This window comes from Acinetobacter sp. GW821-FHT09D10, from assembly GCF_059416285.1.
In genome coordinates, this window is the sequence record NZ_JBWKOW010000008.1 from 138,393 (window position 1) to 158,409 (window position 20,017).

Sequence of the window (20,017 nt, forward strand, 5' to 3'; positions counted from 1 at the left end):
GGCTATTCTCCGGATACGCTATCTTGGGCAAAGCGTTTTAATTGAGGGATGACTTGTTCCAACCATTTGATCCATTCACTTTCCATTGTAATTCCAAGTTCTAAGATCATTTTATGGATGTATAACACACGGTCATTTAGATCATTGCTATCTTTAAAATCTTTGTCATAAATACTTTGATAAAGTTTCAGCTTTTCCTGATGTAGACCAAGGTGTCGTAACAGTTCAGGTAATATCTGATTATTGCTCAATTGTGCTTCAGCACGCAATCTAACCATTAAATCATCTCGAAGCTGCGCAGGTTCACTTTGTTGCGTCATCCATGAAGCTAGCTCAATACGTCCCAGTTGTTCAACTTGATAGGTCTTTTTTCGACTATTTTCCATTTCATTTTCTAACGTTGAAACCCAACCTTTTTTGAGCATGTGGTTGAGTTCACGATAAATTTGCTGATGGGTGGCATTCCAGAAAAAACCGATTGAACGATCAAAGCGGCGGGCAAGTTCGAACCCTGTGCTTGGTCGTTCAAGCAAGCTGGTCAGTAAAACATGAGGAAGTGACATAGCAATCCGGTTTGTAAGCAAAAGTAAAGTGTGACTGATGAGATTATGCAACATGTTGCATAAAAGTCAAAATTTGATTATAAATTAATGCAACAAGTTGCATTAGCAAGCTAATTGCTAGCCAAAGGAGAAAATATGTCAGCTTATCCACATTTATTAAAGCCACTTGATTTAGGCTTTACTACTTTAAAAAACCGTGTGCTTATGGGGTCTATGCATATTGGGTTAGAAGAAGCACCGCAGGGATATGAGCGTATGGCAGCATTTTATGCTGAGCGCGCAAAAGGTGATGTTGGATTGATCGTAACTGGCGGTGTTTCTCCGAATGATGATGGTGTTGTATTTAGCCACGGTACCAAGCTCGATACAGTTGAAGAAGCTGAAAAACATAAAGTGATTACCCAAGCTGTGCATGATGCTGGGGGGAAAATTGCTATGCAGATTTTACATACAGGGCGTTATTCTTATCAGGCAAATAACGTTGCACCTTCAGCAATTCAAGCACCAATTAACCCGATTAAGCCTAAAGCTTTAAGTTCTGCCGAAGTACAACAGACCATTGATGATTTTGCAAACTGCGCCAAACTTGCTCAGTATGCAGGTTATGATGGTGTAGAAATCATGGGCTCTGAAGGTTATTTAATTAATGAGTTTATTGCTGCACGTACTAACCATCGTGATGATGAATGGGGGGGTAGTTACGAAAATCGTATTCGTTTCCCCATTGAAATTGTAAAACGTACGCGTGCTTTGGTTGGTGAAAATTTTATTATTATTTATCGTCTATCGATGCTTGATTTAGTGGAAGGTGGTTCAAGTTTTGATGAAGTGATTCAGCTTGCAAAAGAAATTGAAAAAGCAGGCGCAACAATTATTAATACAGGCATTGGTTGGCATGAAGCTCGTATTCCAACCATTGCAACGAAAGTACCTCGTGCTGCTTTCACTTGGGTCACAGAAAAACTCAAAGGTGAAGTATCTATTCCTTTGATTACTTCCAACCGAATTAATACCCCAGAAATGGCTGAACACGTATTGGCTTCGGGTCATGCCGATATGGTGTCCATGGCACGTCCAATGCTAGCCGATGCTGAGTTTGTTTTAAAAGCAAGTCAAGGTCGAAGCGATGAAATTAATACGTGTATTGGGTGTAACCAAGCGTGTTTAGATCACATTTTTTCAATGAAAATCGCAACGTGTTTAGTGAACCCTCGTGCATGTTATGAAACTGAACTTATCTTTAAAGAAGCACAGATTCAAAAGAATATTGCTGTTATTGGTGCGGGTCCGGCAGGTTTAAGTTTTGCAGTATATGCAGCTGATCGCGGGCATAAAGTCAAAGTTTTTGAGGCAAGTCATCAAATTGGTGGTCAGTTTAATATTGCAAAGACTGTTCCTGGAAAAGAAGAGTTTTATGAAACCTTACGCTACTTTGGCCGTCAAATTGAATTGCGACCAAATATTGAGCTTGTATTAAATCATAAAGCAACTTATGAAGAGTTGAGCCAAGCAAATTTTGATGAAATTGTAGTTGCAACAGGTGTAACTCCTCGTCAATTACAATTTGAAGGCATTGATCATCCTAAAGTACTGAGCTACTTACAAGTTCTAAGAGAACGTGTGCCTGTGGGGCAGCGTGTAGCTATTATTGGGGCGGGTGGTATTGGTTTTGATACGGCGGAATATCTTACTCACGAAGGTGAAAGTGGCAGCTTAAACCCAGAAAAGTTCTATGCTGAATGGGGAATTGATACTCAATATGAGCATGTTGGCGGGTTAAAACAGCCAAAAGTTGAAGATTCGGAACGAGAAATTTATTTACTGCAACGTAAAGCTGCTGCTGTAGGGGCTGGTTTAGGTAAAACTACTGGCTGGATTCACCGTACAGGTCTAAAAAATCGTCAAGTCAAAATGCTTGGTGGGGTTCAATACGACAAAGTTGATGATCAAGGTCTTCATATAACAGTAGATGGAAAACCGAGTGTACTTGAAGTTGATCATGTGGTGATTTGTGCTGGTCAAGAATCCTTTACAGCAATGTATGAACAATTAAAAGAAGACGGAAAAAATGTTCATTTAATTGGTGGAGCTAAAGAAGCCGGTGAATTAGATGCAAAACGCGCTATACGACAAGGTGCTGAGTTAGCAGCGACACTATAAATCTATATGGGCATTTCTTTCAAAAGGAAATGCCCATAATTTCATTAAGTAAATTAAAGGAAAAATAATAATGGCACTTGAAACAACAAAACATTCTTTAGAAAAATGGCATCACATGATTCAGGCAGGTAACTTGTCCGATCTAAATGATTTGCTGGCAGATGAAGTTGTTTTCCGTTCGCCTGTTGCCCATAAACCTTATGAAGGAAAGCAAGTCGTTTTCTTCATTCTGAGCAATGTTATTCAGGTATTCCAAGACTTTACTTATCATCGTGAGTTTTATACGGAAGATGGCGAAAATGTGGTACTTGAGTTCAGTGCAAATGTAAGCGGCAAGTCATTAAAAGGTATTGATATGATACGTTTTAATGAGCAAGGCAAAATTATTGATTTTGAAGTAATGATTCGTCCAATGAGTGGATTAGCTGCGCTGGCTGAACAAATGGGTATAAGAATTGCCAAGTTTCAACCGCAATAATTTTAGAAAATAGCCTAAGTAATATTGTTGAGGTCATTAGAATGTGGTTAAAACTTTCAACATTAGTCTTATTGCCTGTATTATTTATACAAGGGGCAAAGGTTCGTAAGAATACACCACGTCTATTAGAGGCCATTGGCGAGCGTGAAGGTCTGTGCGGACACGGAAGACCTTTGTCATTGCTTATTTTAGGTGATTCTGCAGCGGCAGGTGTTGGAGTTGAGACTCAAAAAGATGCTTTATCTGGTGCAATTATTTCTGAGTTGCAAGATGAGTATTCTTTATGCTGGAAACTTCATGCAAAAACAGGCAATACAACCCAGCAGGTTTTTCAAGCTCTACAGCATTTAGAGCAGCAAAATTATGATGTTGTTGTCACGTCTATCGGTGTTAATGATGTGACAAAACTAACCTCAGCAAATCTATGGTTAAAACAACAAAAGCAATTATTTCAGCAAATACAGAAGCGTTTTCAACCTAAACTCATTATCGTATCTGGTGTGCCGCCAATGCAACATTTTCCAGCTTTGCCGAATCCATTGGCTTGGTTGTTTGGAAAATATGCAGAGCAAATGAATCAGGTATTATATAAATGGTTAGAATCACAAAACCAATTTAGATTCATTCAATATGATATTGAAAGTTTTCAAGCGATGAATTTGCCTATGGCAAGTGATGGTTTTCATCCAAGCAAAGAAATTTATGCAATTTGGGGGCAGCAGGTTGCAGCATTAGTGCGGCAATCATTTAACTCATAATCAGAGGTCGTGATTGGATATGGGCATATCTACTTTAAATAAAATTAAAGCTTTCGGTTCAGAATTGTTTGATTCGGTACTCGGTGCTGAACAGCCAAAAGTCTATTATGACCCACAAGGGAAAATTAAAGATGTTTTGGATAAATTGCCCCAACTTAAGCAAAAATATCGTCCTACGCCATGGTTAAGTAACAATCATGTTCATCTTTTATATTTTGATATTATTAGAAAAAAAACCATCAAGCTTGAATATGATCGTATTGATCAGCTCACCATGAAAGATGGTGGTGTAACTGCGATCGCATGGTATGGATATAATCTTCCAAAAACTACTCCTACAGTTGTCATTATGCATACCATTACAGGAACCCCTGAAAGTATGCGTGAATTGGTGAAAGATTTACATCATTATACTGGGTGGAGAATAGCGCTTTGCTTACGCCGTGGGCATGCTGGTTTACCAATGCCTGTACCACAGATTTCTCTTTTTGGATCAACAAGTGACCTTAAAGAGCAGCTTACGCATATTCAAAATTTGTTTCCTGAATCAGATTTGTATGCAGTGGGTTCTTCGGCAGGCACTGGCTTACTCGTTCGTTATTTGGGAGAGCAAGGCACTGACACACCATTTAAAGCTGCTTTTGCAATGTGTCCAGGCTATAACACTGAGATTGGCTTTAAAAATGTTCATCCGTTCTATAGCAAAATGATGACTAAAAAGTTATTCAAATATTTTATTCACCCTTATCAAAGTACTTGGAACCAGATTTCTTCTTTAGAAAAAGTTCTAGCGACGACTAGTCTGGAAGAGTTTGAAAAAGAATACTTTGAAATGGCTGGCTTTCAGGATTATCAAAGTTATTGTCAGGCAATTAATCCAATTTATGTATTTGAAAATGTCAAAATTCCATTAATGATTCTTAATGCTGAAGATGATCCAGTATGTTCTATTAAAAATTTAGAACCTTATAAAGAAACCATCCAGCAAATGAGTAATATTGCAGTTGTAACCACTAAAAAGGGAAGTCATTGTGGCTTTTACGAAGGTTGGAAAAGTACCTCTTGGGCTGCCAAATTAATGTCAAATTATTTTATGGTTGATCATAAGCAATAACTGCGTTGCTGTGATTGGTTAAATAAAGCCCATCTATTGAATGGGCTTTATGATTTATCAGGTCAAGATAAAAGCAATTTGGGATCTTTCAGTCCAATTTTGATTTTAGTACTAGCAACGAGGTCTTTTTCATCGGTTTGGTTTGGATGAAAGTCAAAGCGATAATAATCAAAAAATTTCGGAGTTAAAATTCTATATTGTGTTCCCATAAAACCAAGAAACTTACGCCAAGACGTAAAATTGAGAAGTTGATTATCACGTTTCATAAGGACGAATTGATAAATTGTTGAGAAGCCAGTAATTAGAAATAGGCTTAAAGTGAAGACGGTCACACGAGGAAGATACGCACTTAGCCCATTTCCATACAAATGCTGATAAAGATCAAAGGCAACAGCTTTATGTTCGGTTTCTTCAATACTGTGCCATAGCCATAAATTACGGATAGTTGAGTCTGTCATGAGTTCATTAACAGATTGCATCATGCTAACTACAAGTACCGCGGTATAGTGCTCTAAGCCAACTGTTACAAGCAAATTCCATTTCTTACTAAAAACTTTTTCAATACTTTTTAAAACGATGCCAGTTACTTTTTCTAAAGATTCGGGATCTAAACCATATTGCTGTGCACTCACATGAAAAGCATGATGTTCTTTAGAGTGCATTGCTTCTTGACCGATAAAAGCACTGATTTCGCGATCTAAAATTTCATTTGACTTTGCTTTGGCACGTAAAGCTCGAACTGAACGAACAAAATATGATTCACCTTCAGGAAACAAAGTAGATAAACCCGTAAAATAATGGGTAAAAGATGGCTCGTTGTTGCACCAATAACGAGGAGTATTTTCAAAATTGTAGTCCATACGACGGACTGGAAATGAGGCGGGTACGCGATTTGATACAGTAGTCATTTTAAGCTCCAATCTTCTTTTAATTAAGGTTCCAAAAAGGAACTTGATAAAAAGCTACATCTCAGCGTGAGTAACGTCAATGCTTTTTCAGGGGGAATAAGTAGATTGTCCTAAATTGATATCTAGGAAAACTTTAAAGATAAATTAGAAAGAGAAAGGTAGAACTGATTATTGAATTGATAATTTTAATAATATTTAAAAAGCCCAAATCAACTGTTCAATTTGGGCATATTCATACGGGAACTTAGTTTTTAAGCGCTGGTGTAGCAGCAGCAATCGCAGCGGCAACAGCATCATCTTCAGTTTGAGATGGTTCTGCTGGCTTAGCTGGTTTTGACTGAGCTTTTTCAGGCTTCGGTTCTGCTTTTGGCTCAGGTTTAGGTTCTGGCTTAGGCTTCGGCTCTGCTTTAGGTTGTTCAGAAACAGTTGTTTGTGAATTTTGCTCAGATTGGGCAGGGCGAGTTTCACTGCGAATTACAGTTGTAGTATTCGCGGTTTCCTCGTGATGAACTTCAACTTGCGTTGGTTCCTGAGTTTGAGCTTCTTCAGTTTTAACACTTTCTAAAGACTCAAATTTTGCAGGTTCAGCAGGTTTAGGTTCTGAAACAGCAGTTTCAACCTTTTCTTGCTCTTCTTCAGGTGTTTCTTTTTTGACGCATGCGGTTAACAATAGTCCAGCCGCAATTGCAGCACAGATTAAAAGTTTTTTATTTGCCATTGCCCTAAACAACATTTAATTGAGGAGTTGGCATTATAACAGCAAAAGAGAATGAAAAAATCATGTGAGATTGACCTAATTTTTTATTAAAAATGCTGATAGAATAGCCAGTTGTTTAATGATCTTTGAATTGGTGCGGTTTGACTTTGCTTTATAGGGGCAGAGTACAGTAAAATTGCCCAACATTGTAGGCCGATTTCGGCTTGATTGTACGAGAAACTTAATGACCCATTTTATTTTTGTTACTGGTGGTGTGGTTTCATCGCTAGGTAAAGGTATTTCTGCTGCTTCAGTTGCTGCACTTTTGGAAGCCCGTGGCTTAAAAGTCACAATGGTTAAAATGGATCCTTACATTAATGTCGATCCGGGGACAATGAGTCCTTTCCAACATGGTGAAGTTTTTGTCACAGAGGATGGTGCCGAAACTGATCTAGACTTGGGTTATTACGAACGTTTCTTACGTCGTGCGAAAATGACCAAATTGAATAACTTTACCAGTGGTCGTGTATATCAAGATGTTCTAAATAAAGAACGTCGTGGTGACTACTTAGGTGGTACGGTTCAAGTTATTCCACATATTACTGACAACATTAAAGAACGTGTACTTCGCGCCGGTGAAGGTTACGACGTTGCAATCGTTGAGATTGGTGGTACGGTCGGTGATATCGAATCACTTCCATTTATGGAATCAGTCCGTCAGTTAATGGTTGAGCTTGGTCATAAACGTACCATGCTGATGCATTTAACATTGTTACCATATATCAAATCTGCGGCTGAGTTAAAAACCAAGCCAACTCAACATTCAGTGAAAGAGTTACTTTCAATTGGTATTCAGCCAGATATCTTAATCTGCCGTACTGAATATGATGTAGATGTTGATACGAAACGTAAAATTGCATTGTTCACTAACGTGGAAGCGCGTGCCGTTGTGGTATGTAAAGATGCGAAAACGATTTATCAAATTCCACGTACATTCTATGAGCAAAATGTAGATGATCTCATTTGTGAACGTTTTGGGTTTAATGATCTTCCAGAAGCAAATCTAGAAGATTGGGACAATGTAGTCGAAGCATTACTTAACCCAGAATACACTTTACGTGTAGCTATGGTTGGTAAATATGTTGAATTACCAGATGCTTATAAATCTGTGAATGAAGCATTGTTACATGCAGGCATCAAAAACCGTGTGAAAGTACAGATTGACTATGTCAATGCTGAAGAACTTGAAAGCCAAGACGTTTCTATTTTGCAAACAGCTGACGCAATTTTAGTCCCAGGTGGCTTTGGTGAGCGTGGTACTGAAGGCAAAATGAAAGCTATTCAATATGCACGTGAAAACAAAATTCCATTCTTGGGTATTTGTTTAGGTATGCAATTGGCTGTAATCGAATATGCGCGTCATGTTGCAGCTATGCCAGAAGCATCTTCTACAGAGTTTAACCGTTCTACAAAGTATCCATTGATTGGTTTAATTACCGAATGGTTAGATGAGCGTGGCGAGTTACAACAACGCAGCGTAGAGTCTGACTTAGGCGGAACTATGCGTTTAGGTGCACAAAAATCTGAATTGGTTGAAGGCACAAAAACACGTGAAGTCTATGGTAAAGCAGAAATTACTGAGCGTCACCGTCACCGTTATGAAATGAACAACCGTTTCATTGAGGCGATTGAACAAGCTGGTATGAAGATTTCTGGCTATTCTTCAGCACAACATTTGGTTGAAACTGTAGAAATTCCTGAACATCCTTGGTTTATTGCTGTACAATTCCACCCGGAATTTACAAGTTCACCACGTGATGGACATCCATTATTTGCTAGTTTTATTGACGCTGCGAAAACACAGCATCAAAAAAGTAAATAATGCGATTTTAAATAAACTGGGAAAGTTTAAATGTCACAATTAAAACCACAAGAAGTTGTACGTTTAGGCGATATACAAATGGCAAATCATTTGCCATTTGTATTATTTGGCGGAATGAACGTACTTGAATCAAAAGATTTAGCTTTCGAAATTGCAGAAACTTATGTTGATATTTGCAAACGCTTAGATATTCCTTATGTATTTAAAGCGAGTTTCGATAAAGCAAATCGTTCTAGTCTGCATTCGTTCCGCGGTCCTGGACTTGAAAAAGGTATTGAATGGTTAGGCGATATTAAAAAACATTTTAATGTGCCTATCATTACTGATGTTCATGAACCACACCAAGCTGAAGCAGTTGCAGAAGTAGCTGATATTATTCAGTTACCGGCTTTCTTAAGTCGCCAAACGGATCTTGTTGAAGCGATGGCAAAAACACAAGCTATTATTAACATTAAGAAAGCTCAGTTTTTGGCACCTCATGAAATGCGTCATATCCTGAATAAATGTTTAGAAGCAGGAAACGATAAACTTATTCTTTGTGAACGTGGTTCAGCATTTGGCTATAACAACCTTGTTGTAGACATGCTTGGCTTTGACATCATGAAAGAAATGAATGTTCCTGTTTTCTTTGATGTAACACATGCGTTGCAAACTCCTGGTGGTCGTGCTGACTCGGCAGGTGGTCGTCGTGCTCAAATTACAACTTTAGCACGCGCTGGAATGGCAACAGGCTTGGCTGGGCTGTTCTTGGAAGGTCATCCAGACCCAGAACATGCAAAATGCGATGGACCTTGTGCGTTACGTATGTCACAGCTTGAGCCATTCTTGGCACAAATAAAAGAATTGGATACTTTGGTTAAAGGATTCAAAAAGTTAGACACCCATTGAGTTTTTACTCACTTACGCTGCTTTAATCGCAGCTCATATTCATTCAACAGAGGAATTGTTCATGAGCCAAATCGTTGACATCCGTGCACGTGAAATTTTGGACTCTCGTGGTAACCCAACCATCGAAGCAGACGTAATTTTAGAATCTGGGGTTGTTGGTCGTGCATGTGCACCATCTGGTGCTTCAACTGGTTCTCGTGAAGCTTTAGAACTACGTGACGGTGATAAATCACGTTACTTAGGTAAAGGCGTTAAAACTGCGGTTAACAACGTAAACACGATTATCCGTGACGCTTTAGTGGGCAAATCAGTATTTGAACAAAAAGACATCGATAATACGATGATCGAACTTGATGGTACTGAAAACAAAGAAAAATTGGGTGCAAATGCAACTTTGGCTGTGTCATTAGCTGCTGCACGCGCTGCTGCTGATGAAAAGAAAATTCCTCTTTTCCAATACATCGCTGACTTACGTGGTCAAACGATTTTGACTATGCCTGTACCAATGATGAACATCATCAATGGTGGTTCGCATGCAGACAACAACGTTGATATTCAAGAGTTTATGATTGAGCCAGTAGGCTTCACTTCATTTGCTGAAGCATTACGTGCTGGTGCTGAAATCTTCCATTCACTAAAATCAGTTTTAAACAAAAAAGGTTTAAACACTGCTGTAGGTGATGAAGGTGGTTTTGCACCAAACTTGCGTTCAAACGAAGAAGCAATCACTGTTATTCTTGAAGCTATTGGTCAAACTGGTTACAAAGCTGGTTCTGACATTATGTTGGCACTTGATTGTGCATCTTCAGAATTCTACAAAAATGGTCAATACATCCTTGCAGGTGAAGGCAATAAAGCATTCACAAGCAACCAGTTCTCTGACTATTTAGCGGGTCTTGTAAACCAATATCCAATTATCTCAATTGAAGATGGTTTAGATGAATCAGATTGGGAAGGCTGGTCTTACTTGACGTCTATCCTTGGCGATAAAATCCAATTGGTAGGTGATGACTTGTTCGTTACAAACCCGAAAATCCTTCAACGTGGTATTAATGAGAAAGTAGGTAACTCTATCTTAATCAAGTACAACCAAATTGGTACGTTGACTGAAACTTTGGATGCAATCTATCTTGCTAAAGAAAATGGTTATACGACTGTAATTTCTCACCGTTCTGGTGAAACAGAAGATTCAACTATTGCTGACTTGGCAGTAGGTACAGCGGCTGGCCAAATTAAGACTGGTTCACTTTGCCGTTCTGACCGTGTTTCTAAGTACAACCAATTACTTCGTATTGAAGAGTTGACTAAAGCTGCTTACCGCGGTAAAGCTGAGTTTAAAGGTTTAAACTAATCTTTAAATAAAAAGTTAAAATTAGTTTTTTTAACATTTTTAGGGTGCTATTTCTCTATTTTTAATAGGAAATGGCACCTTTTTTAATTCATAAAAAATAAGTTGTTTTCTGATTTTATAGTGATTATTTTTGTTATATCTCAAAAATGCAAAACTCTAGCTTACAGCCTTTTCAAAAGCCTCATATCTGACATTTATAATACTTAATTCTTTTTATTATCCTAGTCGACGGGTTTTTAAAGACTCGGCCCAACTATGATGTTTGCAACGAGAACACTCTTGATCAATTTTACTTAGAATTTTAGTTTCACCACATTTCATGCATGAATAAAAAGTATTGATTTTAAGTACTTCAGCTTTGCAATAAGCATCAGGGAATAGTGGTAATCCCCATTTTACTTCTTCATCTTCATAGTACAGTAAGCTAAGGATACCGTCGGACTCCAGTAAAGCTGTTCTCACTTGACCTAAATGTTCAACATTTTGTTGGCGCATCTCTGAGAAAAACTCATCATGTGAATATGATTGTTTCTGGAAATCTTTGTAGACTAAAAGTCCATCTTTGACCACGCAAAGTGCTTTTCCTTCTAATAAATCTTCAATTTTCTTATGCTTCACCATGGCCCAAGTTACTAGGCGATAGAGAAAAAGAATAACGATAAATACGACTAAAGCATGGGTAATAGGTAAGTCCTTGTTAAACATTGGATCACCAGCAGCCGAGCCTAAACATAAAATAATTGCGAGTTCAAAAAGGGAAAGTTGGCGAACACCACGCTTACCTGATAGTCTTAAAAAACTAATAATAATGATAAACATGAGGAAGCATCGGACCAAAATTTCCAAAATAAAGGTCCATGTGGTGTCACCTATGAAAATATTAAAAAAATCCATTTTTTCTCCTTTTAATAGGTGGATGAAGTCTTTATAAGATTCTTAACAAATTGAAAATAGAAAAAATATACTTTTTAAGTAGTTATTGGTTAAAAGTTCAAACTCTCTGTGATTCTGTATAAATTTTATTTTTCAATCTATGTATTAGAATAAACATATAGCGTGGGTTTTAATTTTAGATAAATAGCAAGACAGAATGATTGTTGAAGTTGTCAAATAGGATGAAAGTGGTATTTATTAGAATTTTAGTGTTAAATGTCTTTTTCTATATTGGCTAGGAATTACGGTACTTCATTTTTACAATCTCTAATATTAATAGATATATGATATGTTTTAATATTTTTTGGATTTTATGAGGAACTTTATATCATGAGAAAGCAATATCATTTTAGAAAAAATGAAAATGATACTTATATTTGGGATGTAGATAATTTAATAGCTTTAACTAGAAACTTTAAAGTAAAAGAAATTTTACTATCAGAAATAAAAGAATTAAATGAACCATATTGGTATCCAGATTCTCATCCTACTACTCAAGATATTATTAATCATATGCTACTAATTCAAGAAGCAGATTTGTCTTATCCAATAATAATATGTTCACAGGGGAGAATAATGGATGGCATGCATAGGGTGGGAAAAGCAAAAATTTTAGGTCAGGTTAAAATATGTGCTGTACAATTTGATAAAGATCCCCAGCCAGATTATATCAATATTGATGAGAACGATCTTATCTATGATGATTAATTATTTATTTTTCATAATTTTTATATTTAGAAATATAGAATTTATTAAAATTTTTTCTATGTTTAGGATTAATTATGGAAAATTTATTTAGCTACGGATGATACAGAAGATTTTGCTTATAATGTTTTATTTTTAATCTCAACTATTTTAGGTTCTATTACGAGCAAGTCAAAATTTTGAGGAGGATGGTGTCTTATAACATCCATTAATATGCTTTACTGACAATTCGGACTATACGGAATGGCATCTAAACGTTTTTGAAAAGCACTGGCATTCAATATATTTTCATACATTTGTTGATATGTTTTTTTGTGATCCTCAATGTTGTGATAATCAATAATTTCTTGAAGTTTGTCTCTATATTCTATATGGCCAGCATGGAACATTGCTGCATAATGACCCCACAATGCATATTGATATCGTACAGCTGCCTTTGGAATTAAATTTATTTCGTTTAAATAGCTATGAGCCGTTTTTTCATAACATTCTTTTATTTTATGAGCATCTTTTTTCATTTTTCTTAAGAAAATGCATTGCATCTCTTGTAGTTGTGAACTATCTGTTTTATTTAGAATTTTTTCGGTAACTATATATGCTCCTTTAAGGCAACCTAAGTGAATAAGTACCTTGCGTTTGGTTCTTAAAATATCTAAATTATTATCGCTAGAGGGAATTTTTTTTAATAAGTTTTTAAATTTTAAATGGGCAGTATCTGGATCTTGTCCAGCTTTTAGACTATATACAATATCATTATATTCAAATATATAGGGGGCGGCTAAAGTATATTGTGTCTGATTACTCTCCATATTAAGTATTTTTGAAGGGCTGTCATCAGTAGGGTTATTACAAGCGCTTAAACCTAGGCTTGCTAAAGAAAATGCTAAAATTTTATGCACTACAGTTTATACCTTTATTCTCTTTTATGAGATTTATGAAGAATAATAAAATATAAAAGAAAATACTGTGTAGTTTTTTATTTCTCTTGTTCTTGAGCAGTTCCATAGTCAATATTAATTTAAAAGTTATTTTATATCTTTTTAAATCAATGATATAAGCATCATAGTTTGAGTTTCATTATTCAACAGGATCTGCGTCTAATTTGTTAGAAATCCAGAGTTTTGGGTGGATAGCATATTCTATGGTTAATGCAATATGGATTAATAATTTAAGTTAAACAAATAAGAATAATTATTAACTTAAAGTTGATAACAATTATCATTCGTGTTAATTTTTGTGCCGAACTTTTACTACTGTGTAACAAGGAACAAGGTAGTGGAAGGCTAAAAATATGGTACAGCACATTGGTTATTATGGAATTTTCTTATGTACAATCCGCCCTTTAGAAAAGCATTTAGAGTTCACCCTTTAGCACTTTCTATGGCTTTAACGGTCCCTTCATTTGTTTATGCAGAACAAACCGAAACAGCCACTTTAGCAACGATAAAAGTACAAGCAGAACAAGAAAATCCGGCTGTTACTGAAGGCTCGGGGAGCTATACAGCAAAAAGTTCAAATACTTCTACAAAACTAAATTTATCTCTTCGTGAAACTCCTCAATCGGTCAAAGTTTTAACCCGTGAATATTTAGATGATCGAAAAATCGATTCCTTTCAAGATCTAATGAACAATATTACGGGTGTTTCGACCTCACGCACGGATGAGCGCCAGAGAGTTTATGCACGTGGTTTTGAGGTGGATTATTACTTAATTGATGGAATACCTAGTACTACAAACTTAGGCACTGGAGATTTAGATTTAGATATTTATGATCGTATCGAAGTAGTAAAGGGTGCCAATGGCCTAACCACAGGTGCTGGGAACCCAGCGATGGCGCTGAACATGATTCGGAAACATGCAAACTCAAAAGAACTCACTGGTAATGTCAGCACATCTTTAGGCTCATGGAACTCTTGGAGTAGCTCAGCAGATGTTTCCACGCCACTTAATGCAGATGGATCATTGCGTGGCCGCATGTTTGTAAAACATTCTGATGAAAAATCATTTATGGATTTCTATGAGAAAGAACGCAATGTATTTTATGGTGCGGTTGATTATGATTTGAGTGATAAAACAAGCATGTCGCTTGGTGCAACTTATCAGGAGTTACATCGTGATGGTATTCGTTGGGGTGGGACACCGGCTTTTTATACTGATGGGACTCGTACCAATTTTTCTAGAAGTTTAACAGTAAGTGCACCTTGGACTTACTGGGATGTGAATACAACGGCAGTATTTGCAAACTTAAAGCAAAATTTATTTAATGACGTTAATTTAAATATTGCTTATACATTTCGCAAAGAAGACACAGCCTCTATGTTACTGTATACAGCAGGTCAAGTAGATAAGACAACTAACACCAGTCCATTAAAAAATGCAGAGGGCAAGGATAACGTTTCAGTATATGGCGCAAAAGCTGCGAATGAAGAAAATAATTTTGATGTTTTTATCAATGCACCATTTACGCTTTTTAATCGTCCACAAGAAATCATTATTGGTGGATCTTGGAATAAAAATGAAAAGACGAAAGATATTTTTGGTGGATCTAACACAAACCAAGACATTGAAAAATATTTAGGTGAACCACTTAATTATAATGATATGGCTCAAGAGTTGCTTCAGCCTGTTGTTTTAAACGGCAAAAATGCGCTGAATGAAACCACACAAACTGCCGCATATATTGCTGGTAAATTTCAGATTCTGGATCCTTTGAAAATTATTGCTGGTGCACGTTTATCTAACTGGGAATATAAGTCTGAAAATGATAAAGGTAACCGTGAATTTAACAATGAATTAGCACCATATGTTGGTGCTATTTATGATTTTGCCCAAGATCATTCTATATATACGAGTTATACAGAAATTTTCAAACCTCAAGAACGTAAAGATATAAATGATCAATATATAGATCCGATTACAGGTAAGAGTTATGAGGCTGGCTTAAAGAGCGAATGGTTTGGAGGGCGTTTAAATACAGCGTTGTCAGTATTCCGGATCGAGCAGTCTAATTTTGCTGAATCGATACCTGACACGTTCATTATTCGCAATGGTATAAAAACCACAGAGCAGGCCTATCGCGCTGTAGATGGGGTTGAAAGTAAAGGTTTTGAGTTTGAAGCTGATGGTGAGATTAACGATAATTGGGGTATTAACTTTGGTATTGCTAATTTTGAAGCAAAAGATGCAAAAGGCACAAAGGTTAATACGACAAACTCTCGAACAACCTCGAATCTATTTGTTAAGTACAAACTTGATCAATGGAGTGCTGGACTTGGTTTAAATTATAAGAGTAAATACTATACGGGTAGTGGAAGCTCTCGTATTGAACAAGATGCGTATGTTTTAGCAAGTGCGATGTTTGGCTATCAAGTAGATAAAAATATCAAACTTCAATTTAATATCGATAATATTTTTGATGAGAAATATTATGAAGGTATTGGTGCTAACTCAATGAATTGGGGAACACCACGAAATGCAACGTTGAGTGTTCGTTATAATTTTTGATTTAAATTCACATAAGTAACCAATTTATAAAAGCCCTCGAAAGAGGGCTTTTACTGTATTTAAGCTCGTTCTAAAAATTAAAGAAAATCTTGACTTCTTTTTTATGAATATGGTTGTATTATACAACTATGTTGTGGGTGTGTAGAAATGATTGATCAAAAAATTATTAATGAAATTCGTAGTTCATCTCGAATCATGGTTCGTGAATTAGGTTTTATGAGTTCAACTCTTGCTGCCACCGATTATTCTCCGTCAGCTGTTCATTCTTTACTTGAACTTGAAAATAGAGGTTCTTTAACCGCTGTACAATTAGGACAGATTTTAGGCCTAGAAAAATCAAGTATTAGTAGAATGTTAGTTAAGCTTATTAAGACGGGGGAGATTACAGAAGAACAAGACAAGAATGATGCTAGATTAAAAGTGCTTAAACTCACTGCTAAAGGAGTAGATACTGTAAGAAAAATTAATAATTATGGAGAGATGAGAGTTGTTCAAGCGATTGAAAAATTAAACTCTTCTAAACAACTTGTTATTGCTCAAGGTCTGACAACCTATGCTGAATCTTTAGTAAACTGTCGAAATAATAAAGATCTTATAGATAACAATAATGTTGAAATTGTGAGTGGTTACCGTGCAGGTATGATCGGTAAAATCGCTGAAATGCATGGTATTTATTATCATGAAAATTATAATTTTGGGTATTTCTTTGAAGGAAAAGTTGCCACAAATTTAGCTGAATTCTGTAATCGTCTTTCTCGAGAACCTAATAATATTTGGTTGGCAATTAAAAATAATCAAATCGTGGGTTCTGTGGCAATTGATGGCGAAGATTTAGGAAATAATGAAGCTCATCTTCGATGGTTTATTTTAAGTGACGATTGTCGAGGACAAGGTGTCGGCAAAAAACTATTAAAAGAAGCAATAGATTTTTGTGATCAAAAACAATTTTCAGCTGTTCAATTGTGGACTTTTAGCGGTCTTAGCGCAGCAAGAAAGCTTTATGAAAATTTTGGTTTTAAATTGGCCAATGAATGGCAAGGAGACCAATGGGGTAGAACTATGTTAGAACAACAATTTACACGGATAACTAATGAAAACTAACTCAACTTGATTTAAGTTTTTTTGTGTAGTCGTTCTGCGAAATCACCTATATGGTTTTCAAGCCCTGAAGGAATTTTAATTGGTTTAACTGTAACTCCATGGCTAAGATAAGGACTTTTGGCTTGTAGGGGAGTTCAAAAAATGTGATTATCGAGCTGATTCACCTACTCGTACTTTGGTTGGGAAGAGGTAGATTGATTTATAAGCAATTGTACTTATAAATATTATTTCCCTTTCAAATTCCATTCATTTTTGACAAAATGAAACATGTCACAATGGTCAATTAAAGTAATATGCCCATTAATAATTTTGCTTAAATTTTTGCAGGAATTCCGCATGTTACTTGTTAATTACTATACAATACAAACTCTTAACGAAAGTTTTTAATTAAAAATCTTAATGATATGTTAGAAGTATTTCGATCCACTTCAAGCAAACTGATATTACTACTAGTTATTGTTTTAGTAGCTATACTGCAATATCAATTTTGGTTAGGTGAGGGTGGCTATATCCCTCATCAAGCTCTCATGCAACAAATTCAGCAACAAGCTGAGGTAAATGAAGAGCTTAAAGAACGAAACCGTATTTTGGCAGCAGAGGTTTTTGACCTGAAAAATGGTACAGAAGCAATAGAAGAACATGCTCGCCTTGATCTTGGTTTGGTTAAACCTCACGAGACATTTGTTCAAATGAGTACAATTAGTACCCATTACAAGCCTATTTATATTGACCCGAACGCTAAAGTTGATTTGGAAACGAATGAGACACCTGCATCCCCAGATATCCCAGACTAAATTATGGGCAGTTATACCTGCTGCAGGATCAGGAAGTCGATTTTCTAAAACTGAATTGAAGCAGTATCAATATATTCAGGATAGGACTGTTTTAGAACACACTATTCGGCGTATAAGTCAACTTCCGTTAAATGGTTATGTTTTGGCTATTGGTACACAAGATAGCTTTGCTCAGACTCTTGCATTTCAAAATATAGATAAGGCGCATTTTTGCTCTGGTGGCGCTGAGCGAGTTCATTCGGTATTAAATGCGTTAAACCATCTTTTAAATTTTGCCGATGAAAATGATTGGGTTCTTGTGCATGATGCAGCTCGACCTTGTGTAACAGTTGATTGTTTAAATGCACTTGTGGCAAAGGCAATTGAATCAAATGATAGTGCTATTTTAGCAATTCCTGTTCGTGATACTTTAAAGCAAGTTAAGACAGGCGATCATATTGATAAAACCGTAAGCCGAGACTCATTATGGCAAGCTCAAACGCCTCAAATTGCTCAAATCGGTAAACTCAAAAAAGCAATTGAACAGGCTTTAGAAAATAACGTCACCATTACAGATGAAGCAAGTGCACTTGAATATATGGGTGAAACTGTACGGGTCGTAATGGGGCGTTCTGATAATATAAAAATTACCTATCCCGATGATTTAGAACTTGCGGGTTTGATTCTCCAATCTCAATCTTAATTCTATTATTTTTAAATTGCTTGGATGATTAAATCGTCTAAGCAAATTTTTCTACATATCTATTTATAACAGCTCATATTCTTTTACATTGATAAGTTTTACGATTTATCAGGATTATGCAACTATCTTAGATAATGTTCGATCATCGAACAAAAATAACTTATAGCGAACAAAACCATAGCGGGATAACTAGATCAAATTATAAAAATTATCAAGAATGATTAAAAGGGAAATCTAAGGGAAACACTCGGGATTGAGTGAAATATTTATCTATTCTTCTCGCCTCAGTGTGCCTAACTCTCTTACCTATCTCTTCTTCAATGAGCACAATGGAGTTGTCTAATGATTGACAAAAGTAAGTCCTCTCTTAGCGAGGTTCTATCGCAGATTAAAGATGGTGCCACCATCCTGATTGGTGGTTTTGGTACCGCAGGACAACCCGCTGAACTCATTGATGGACTGATTGAACTGGGTGTTAAAGGCCTAACCATTGTCAGTAACAATGCCGGTAATGGCGATTACGGTCTGGCTAAACTGCTTAAGGCTGGTTCAGTTAAAAAAGTCATCTGTTCTTTTCCGCGTCAGTCAGACTCTTATGTGTTTGATGAACTATACCGTGCCGGAAAGGTCGAGCTTGAAGTGGTACCGCAAGGTAATCTGGCTTGCCGTATTCAGGCAGCCGGTATGGGGCTTGGGGCTGTGTTTACCCCAACAGGCTTTGGAACACTTTTAGCTGAAGGCAAAGAAACCCGCCAGATCGATGGTAAAGATTACGTACTCGAATATCCAATTAAGGCTGACTTTGCCTTGATTAAAGCTTACAAGGGAGACCGCTGGGGCAATCTGGTTTACCGTAAATCTGCACGTAACTTTGGCCCGATTATGGCCATGGCTGCTGATGTCACCATTGTTCAGGTTTCTGAAGTGGTTGAGCTAGGTGGATTAGATCCCGAGCACATCATCACCCCAGGTATCTTTGTACAGCATGTTGTACAAGTACAGCCCGCACAATAAGCAATAAGGAGAAATAACATGAGCTACCAGAAACTCAGCCGTGACCAGATTGCAAGACGTGTGGCACAAGACATTCCGGATGGTGCATATGTGAACTTAGGCATTGGCTTGCCGACCAAGATCGCGAGCTACCTACCCAACGACAAAGATATTTTCCTTCATTCTGAAAATGGCTTACTGGCTTTTGGTCCACCACCAGCGGAAGGTGAAGAAGACCCAGAACTGATTAATGCGGGTAAAGAATTTGTGACCATGCTTGAGGGCGGCAGCTTTTTCCATCATGGTGACTCATTTGCCATGATGCGTGGTGGTCATCTTGATATTGCTGTGCTTGGCGCCTTTCAGGTTGCAGCCAATGGTGACTTGGCGAACTGGCATACCGGTGCGCCGAATGCGATTCCTGCTGTGGGTGGTGCGATGGATTTGGCTGTGGGTGCCAAGAAAGTATTTATCACCACGGACCACGTGACCAAGCAAGGTGAACC

19 protein-coding genes are annotated in these 20,017 nt (G+C 36.9%); 14 read left to right on the forward strand and 5 right to left on the reverse strand.

Annotation, left to right across the window (positions count from 1 at the left end):
- Positions 1 to 2 precede the first annotated feature (2 nt).
- Positions 3 to 563 carry a PadR family transcriptional regulator gene (locus AC07M3_RS16630; RefSeq protein ID WP_042896087.1) on the reverse strand — a complete coding sequence of 187 codons (561 nt, stop codon included), beginning with the start codon at positions 561 to 563 and terminating at the stop codon, positions 3 to 5.
- Between the two features lie 135 nt (positions 564 to 698).
- On the opposite strand from AC07M3_RS16630, the gene AC07M3_RS16635 reads away from it, so the two are divergent.
- From AC07M3_RS16635 to AC07M3_RS16650, 4 genes are all read left to right on the forward strand, one after another.
- Positions 699 to 2,723 carry a 2,4-dienoyl-CoA reductase FMN-binding domain-containing protein gene (locus AC07M3_RS16635; protein WP_494567747.1) on the forward strand — a complete coding sequence of 675 codons (2,025 nt, stop codon included), beginning with the start codon at positions 699 to 701 and terminating at the stop codon, positions 2,721 to 2,723.
- Between the two features lie 70 nt (positions 2,724 to 2,793).
- Complete coding sequence (locus AC07M3_RS16640) at positions 2,794 to 3,201, forward strand: nuclear transport factor 2 family protein (RefSeq protein WP_494567746.1); 408 nt, start codon at positions 2,794 to 2,796, stop codon at positions 3,199 to 3,201.
- A 41-nt stretch (positions 3,202 to 3,242) separates the two neighbouring features.
- Entirely contained in the window at positions 3,243 to 3,959 is a 717-nt protein-coding gene (locus AC07M3_RS16645; protein ID WP_494567745.1) for an SGNH/GDSL hydrolase family protein, read from the forward strand.
- 19 nt (positions 3,960 to 3,978) lie between these two features.
- Entirely contained in the window at positions 3,979 to 5,073 is a 1,095-nt protein-coding gene (locus AC07M3_RS16650) for a YheT family hydrolase (RefSeq protein ID WP_494567744.1), read from the forward strand.
- 62 nt (positions 5,074 to 5,135) lie between these two features.
- On the opposite strand, the gene AC07M3_RS16655 is transcribed toward AC07M3_RS16650, so the two are convergent.
- The gene (locus AC07M3_RS16655) at positions 5,136 to 5,981 is read right to left on the reverse strand and encodes a metal-dependent hydrolase (protein WP_494567743.1); all 846 of its coding nucleotides are present in this window, start codon (positions 5,979 to 5,981) and stop codon (positions 5,136 to 5,138) included.
- A 244-nt stretch (positions 5,982 to 6,225) separates the two neighbouring features.
- Positions 6,226 to 6,699, reverse strand: a complete 474-nt coding sequence (locus AC07M3_RS16660; RefSeq protein WP_375038238.1) for an internalin — start codon at positions 6,697 to 6,699, stop codon at positions 6,226 to 6,228.
- Positions 6,700 to 6,922: 223 nt separating this feature from the next.
- On the opposite strand from AC07M3_RS16660, the gene pyrG reads away from it, so the two are divergent.
- From pyrG to eno, 3 genes are all read left to right on the forward strand, one after another.
- The gene (pyrG, locus tag AC07M3_RS16665; RefSeq protein WP_045431240.1) at positions 6,923 to 8,560 is read left to right on the forward strand and encodes a CTP synthase; all 1,638 of its coding nucleotides are present in this window, start codon (positions 6,923 to 6,925) and stop codon (positions 8,558 to 8,560) included.
- A gap of 30 nt (positions 8,561 to 8,590) precedes the next feature.
- A complete protein-coding gene (gene kdsA / locus AC07M3_RS16670; protein ID WP_003652054.1) occupies positions 8,591 to 9,448 on the forward strand; it encodes a 3-deoxy-8-phosphooctulonate synthase in 858 nt (285 codons plus the stop codon).
- Positions 9,449 to 9,509: 61 nt separating this feature from the next.
- Positions 9,510 to 10,799 carry a phosphopyruvate hydratase gene (gene eno / locus AC07M3_RS16675; RefSeq protein WP_004643039.1) on the forward strand — a complete coding sequence of 430 codons (1,290 nt, stop codon included), beginning with the start codon at positions 9,510 to 9,512 and terminating at the stop codon, positions 10,797 to 10,799.
- 216 nt (positions 10,800 to 11,015) lie between these two features.
- On the opposite strand, the gene AC07M3_RS16680 is transcribed toward eno, so the two are convergent.
- Positions 11,016 to 11,693: a DUF421 domain-containing protein gene (locus tag AC07M3_RS16680; RefSeq protein ID WP_494567742.1), complete on the reverse strand. Its 678-nt coding sequence runs from the start codon at positions 11,691 to 11,693 to the stop codon at positions 11,016 to 11,018.
- Positions 11,694 to 12,062: 369 nt separating this feature from the next.
- Here AC07M3_RS16680 and AC07M3_RS16685 point away from each other — a divergent pair, with 369 nt between their 5' ends.
- A complete protein-coding gene (locus AC07M3_RS16685; protein ID WP_494567741.1) occupies positions 12,063 to 12,440 on the forward strand; it encodes a hypothetical protein in 378 nt (125 codons plus the stop codon).
- A gap of 215 nt (positions 12,441 to 12,655) precedes the next feature.
- Here the strand turns inward: AC07M3_RS16685 and AC07M3_RS16690 are convergent, their stop codons facing one another.
- Positions 12,656 to 13,336, reverse strand: coding sequence for a hypothetical protein (locus tag AC07M3_RS16690; RefSeq protein WP_494567740.1), 681 nt, complete (start codon positions 13,334 to 13,336; stop codon positions 12,656 to 12,658).
- A gap of 427 nt (positions 13,337 to 13,763) precedes the next feature.
- Here AC07M3_RS16690 and AC07M3_RS16695 point away from each other — a divergent pair, with 427 nt between their 5' ends.
- From AC07M3_RS16695 to AC07M3_RS16720, 6 genes are all read left to right on the forward strand, one after another.
- Complete coding sequence (locus AC07M3_RS16695) at positions 13,764 to 15,941, forward strand: TonB-dependent siderophore receptor (protein WP_494567739.1); 2,178 nt, start codon at positions 13,764 to 13,766, stop codon at positions 15,939 to 15,941.
- 147 nt (positions 15,942 to 16,088) lie between these two features.
- Positions 16,089 to 17,042 (forward strand): bifunctional helix-turn-helix transcriptional regulator/GNAT family N-acetyltransferase, encoded by a 954-nt coding sequence (locus AC07M3_RS16700; RefSeq protein WP_494567738.1) that lies wholly within the window; start codon positions 16,089 to 16,091, stop codon positions 17,040 to 17,042.
- A 404-nt stretch (positions 17,043 to 17,446) separates the two neighbouring features.
- Positions 17,447 to 17,836, forward strand: coding sequence for a cell division protein FtsB (gene ftsB / locus AC07M3_RS16705; protein ID WP_004643028.1), 390 nt, complete (start codon positions 17,447 to 17,449; stop codon positions 17,834 to 17,836).
- Positions 17,802 to 18,518 carry a 2-C-methyl-D-erythritol 4-phosphate cytidylyltransferase gene (gene ispD, locus AC07M3_RS16710; RefSeq protein WP_092707131.1) on the forward strand — a complete coding sequence of 239 codons (717 nt, stop codon included), beginning with the start codon at positions 17,802 to 17,804 and terminating at the stop codon, positions 18,516 to 18,518. Before ftsB ends, ispD begins: the two co-directional genes overlap by 35 nt.
- 342 nt (positions 18,519 to 18,860) lie before the next feature.
- Complete coding sequence (locus tag AC07M3_RS16715; RefSeq protein ID WP_045431259.1) at positions 18,861 to 19,532, forward strand: 3-oxoacid CoA-transferase subunit A; 672 nt, start codon at positions 18,861 to 18,863, stop codon at positions 19,530 to 19,532.
- 18 nt (positions 19,533 to 19,550) lie between these two features.
- Positions 19,551 to 20,017 (forward strand): CoA-transferase (locus tag AC07M3_RS16720; RefSeq protein ID WP_494567737.1); only part of this gene is annotated, 467 nt, incomplete at its 3' end.

Bases quoted from the DNA above. Each gene is read 5' to 3' on its own strand.
- ftsB (WP_004643028.1), top strand. From the start codon at position 17,447: ATGTTAGAAGTATTTCGATCCACTTCAAGCAAACTGATATTACTACTA.
- AC07M3_RS16630 (WP_042896087.1), bottom strand. From the start codon at position 563: ATGTCACTTCCTCATGTTTTACTGACCAGCTTGCTTGAACGACCAAGC.
- AC07M3_RS16685 (WP_494567741.1), top strand. From the start codon at position 12,063: ATGAGAAAGCAATATCATTTTAGAAAAAATGAAAATGATACTTATATT.
- AC07M3_RS16680 (WP_494567742.1), bottom strand. From the start codon at position 11,693: ATGGATTTTTTTAATATTTTCATAGGTGACACCACATGGACCTTTATT.
- AC07M3_RS16655 (WP_494567743.1), bottom strand. From the start codon at position 5,981: ATGACTACTGTATCAAATCGCGTACCCGCCTCATTTCCAGTCCGTCGT.
- AC07M3_RS16650 (WP_494567744.1), top strand. From the start codon at position 3,979: ATGGGCATATCTACTTTAAATAAAATTAAAGCTTTCGGTTCAGAATTG.
- eno (WP_004643039.1), top strand. From the start codon at position 9,510: ATGAGCCAAATCGTTGACATCCGTGCACGTGAAATTTTGGACTCTCGT.
- AC07M3_RS16715 (WP_045431259.1), top strand. From the start codon at position 18,861: ATGATTGACAAAAGTAAGTCCTCTCTTAGCGAGGTTCTATCGCAGATT.
- AC07M3_RS16660 (WP_375038238.1), bottom strand. From the start codon at position 6,699: ATGGCAAATAAAAAACTTTTAATCTGTGCTGCAATTGCGGCTGGACTA.
- kdsA (WP_003652054.1), top strand. From the start codon at position 8,591: ATGTCACAATTAAAACCACAAGAAGTTGTACGTTTAGGCGATATACAA.
- pyrG (WP_045431240.1), top strand. From the start codon at position 6,923: ATGACCCATTTTATTTTTGTTACTGGTGGTGTGGTTTCATCGCTAGGT.
- AC07M3_RS16635 (WP_494567747.1), top strand. From the start codon at position 699: ATGTCAGCTTATCCACATTTATTAAAGCCACTTGATTTAGGCTTTACT.
- AC07M3_RS16695 (WP_494567739.1), top strand. From the start codon at position 13,764: ATGTACAATCCGCCCTTTAGAAAAGCATTTAGAGTTCACCCTTTAGCA.
- ispD (WP_092707131.1), top strand. From the start codon at position 17,802: ATGAGACACCTGCATCCCCAGATATCCCAGACTAAATTATGGGCAGTT.
- AC07M3_RS16645 (WP_494567745.1), top strand. From the start codon at position 3,243: ATGTGGTTAAAACTTTCAACATTAGTCTTATTGCCTGTATTATTTATA.
- AC07M3_RS16640 (WP_494567746.1), top strand. From the start codon at position 2,794: ATGGCACTTGAAACAACAAAACATTCTTTAGAAAAATGGCATCACATG.
- AC07M3_RS16700 (WP_494567738.1), top strand. From the start codon at position 16,089: ATGATTGATCAAAAAATTATTAATGAAATTCGTAGTTCATCTCGAATC.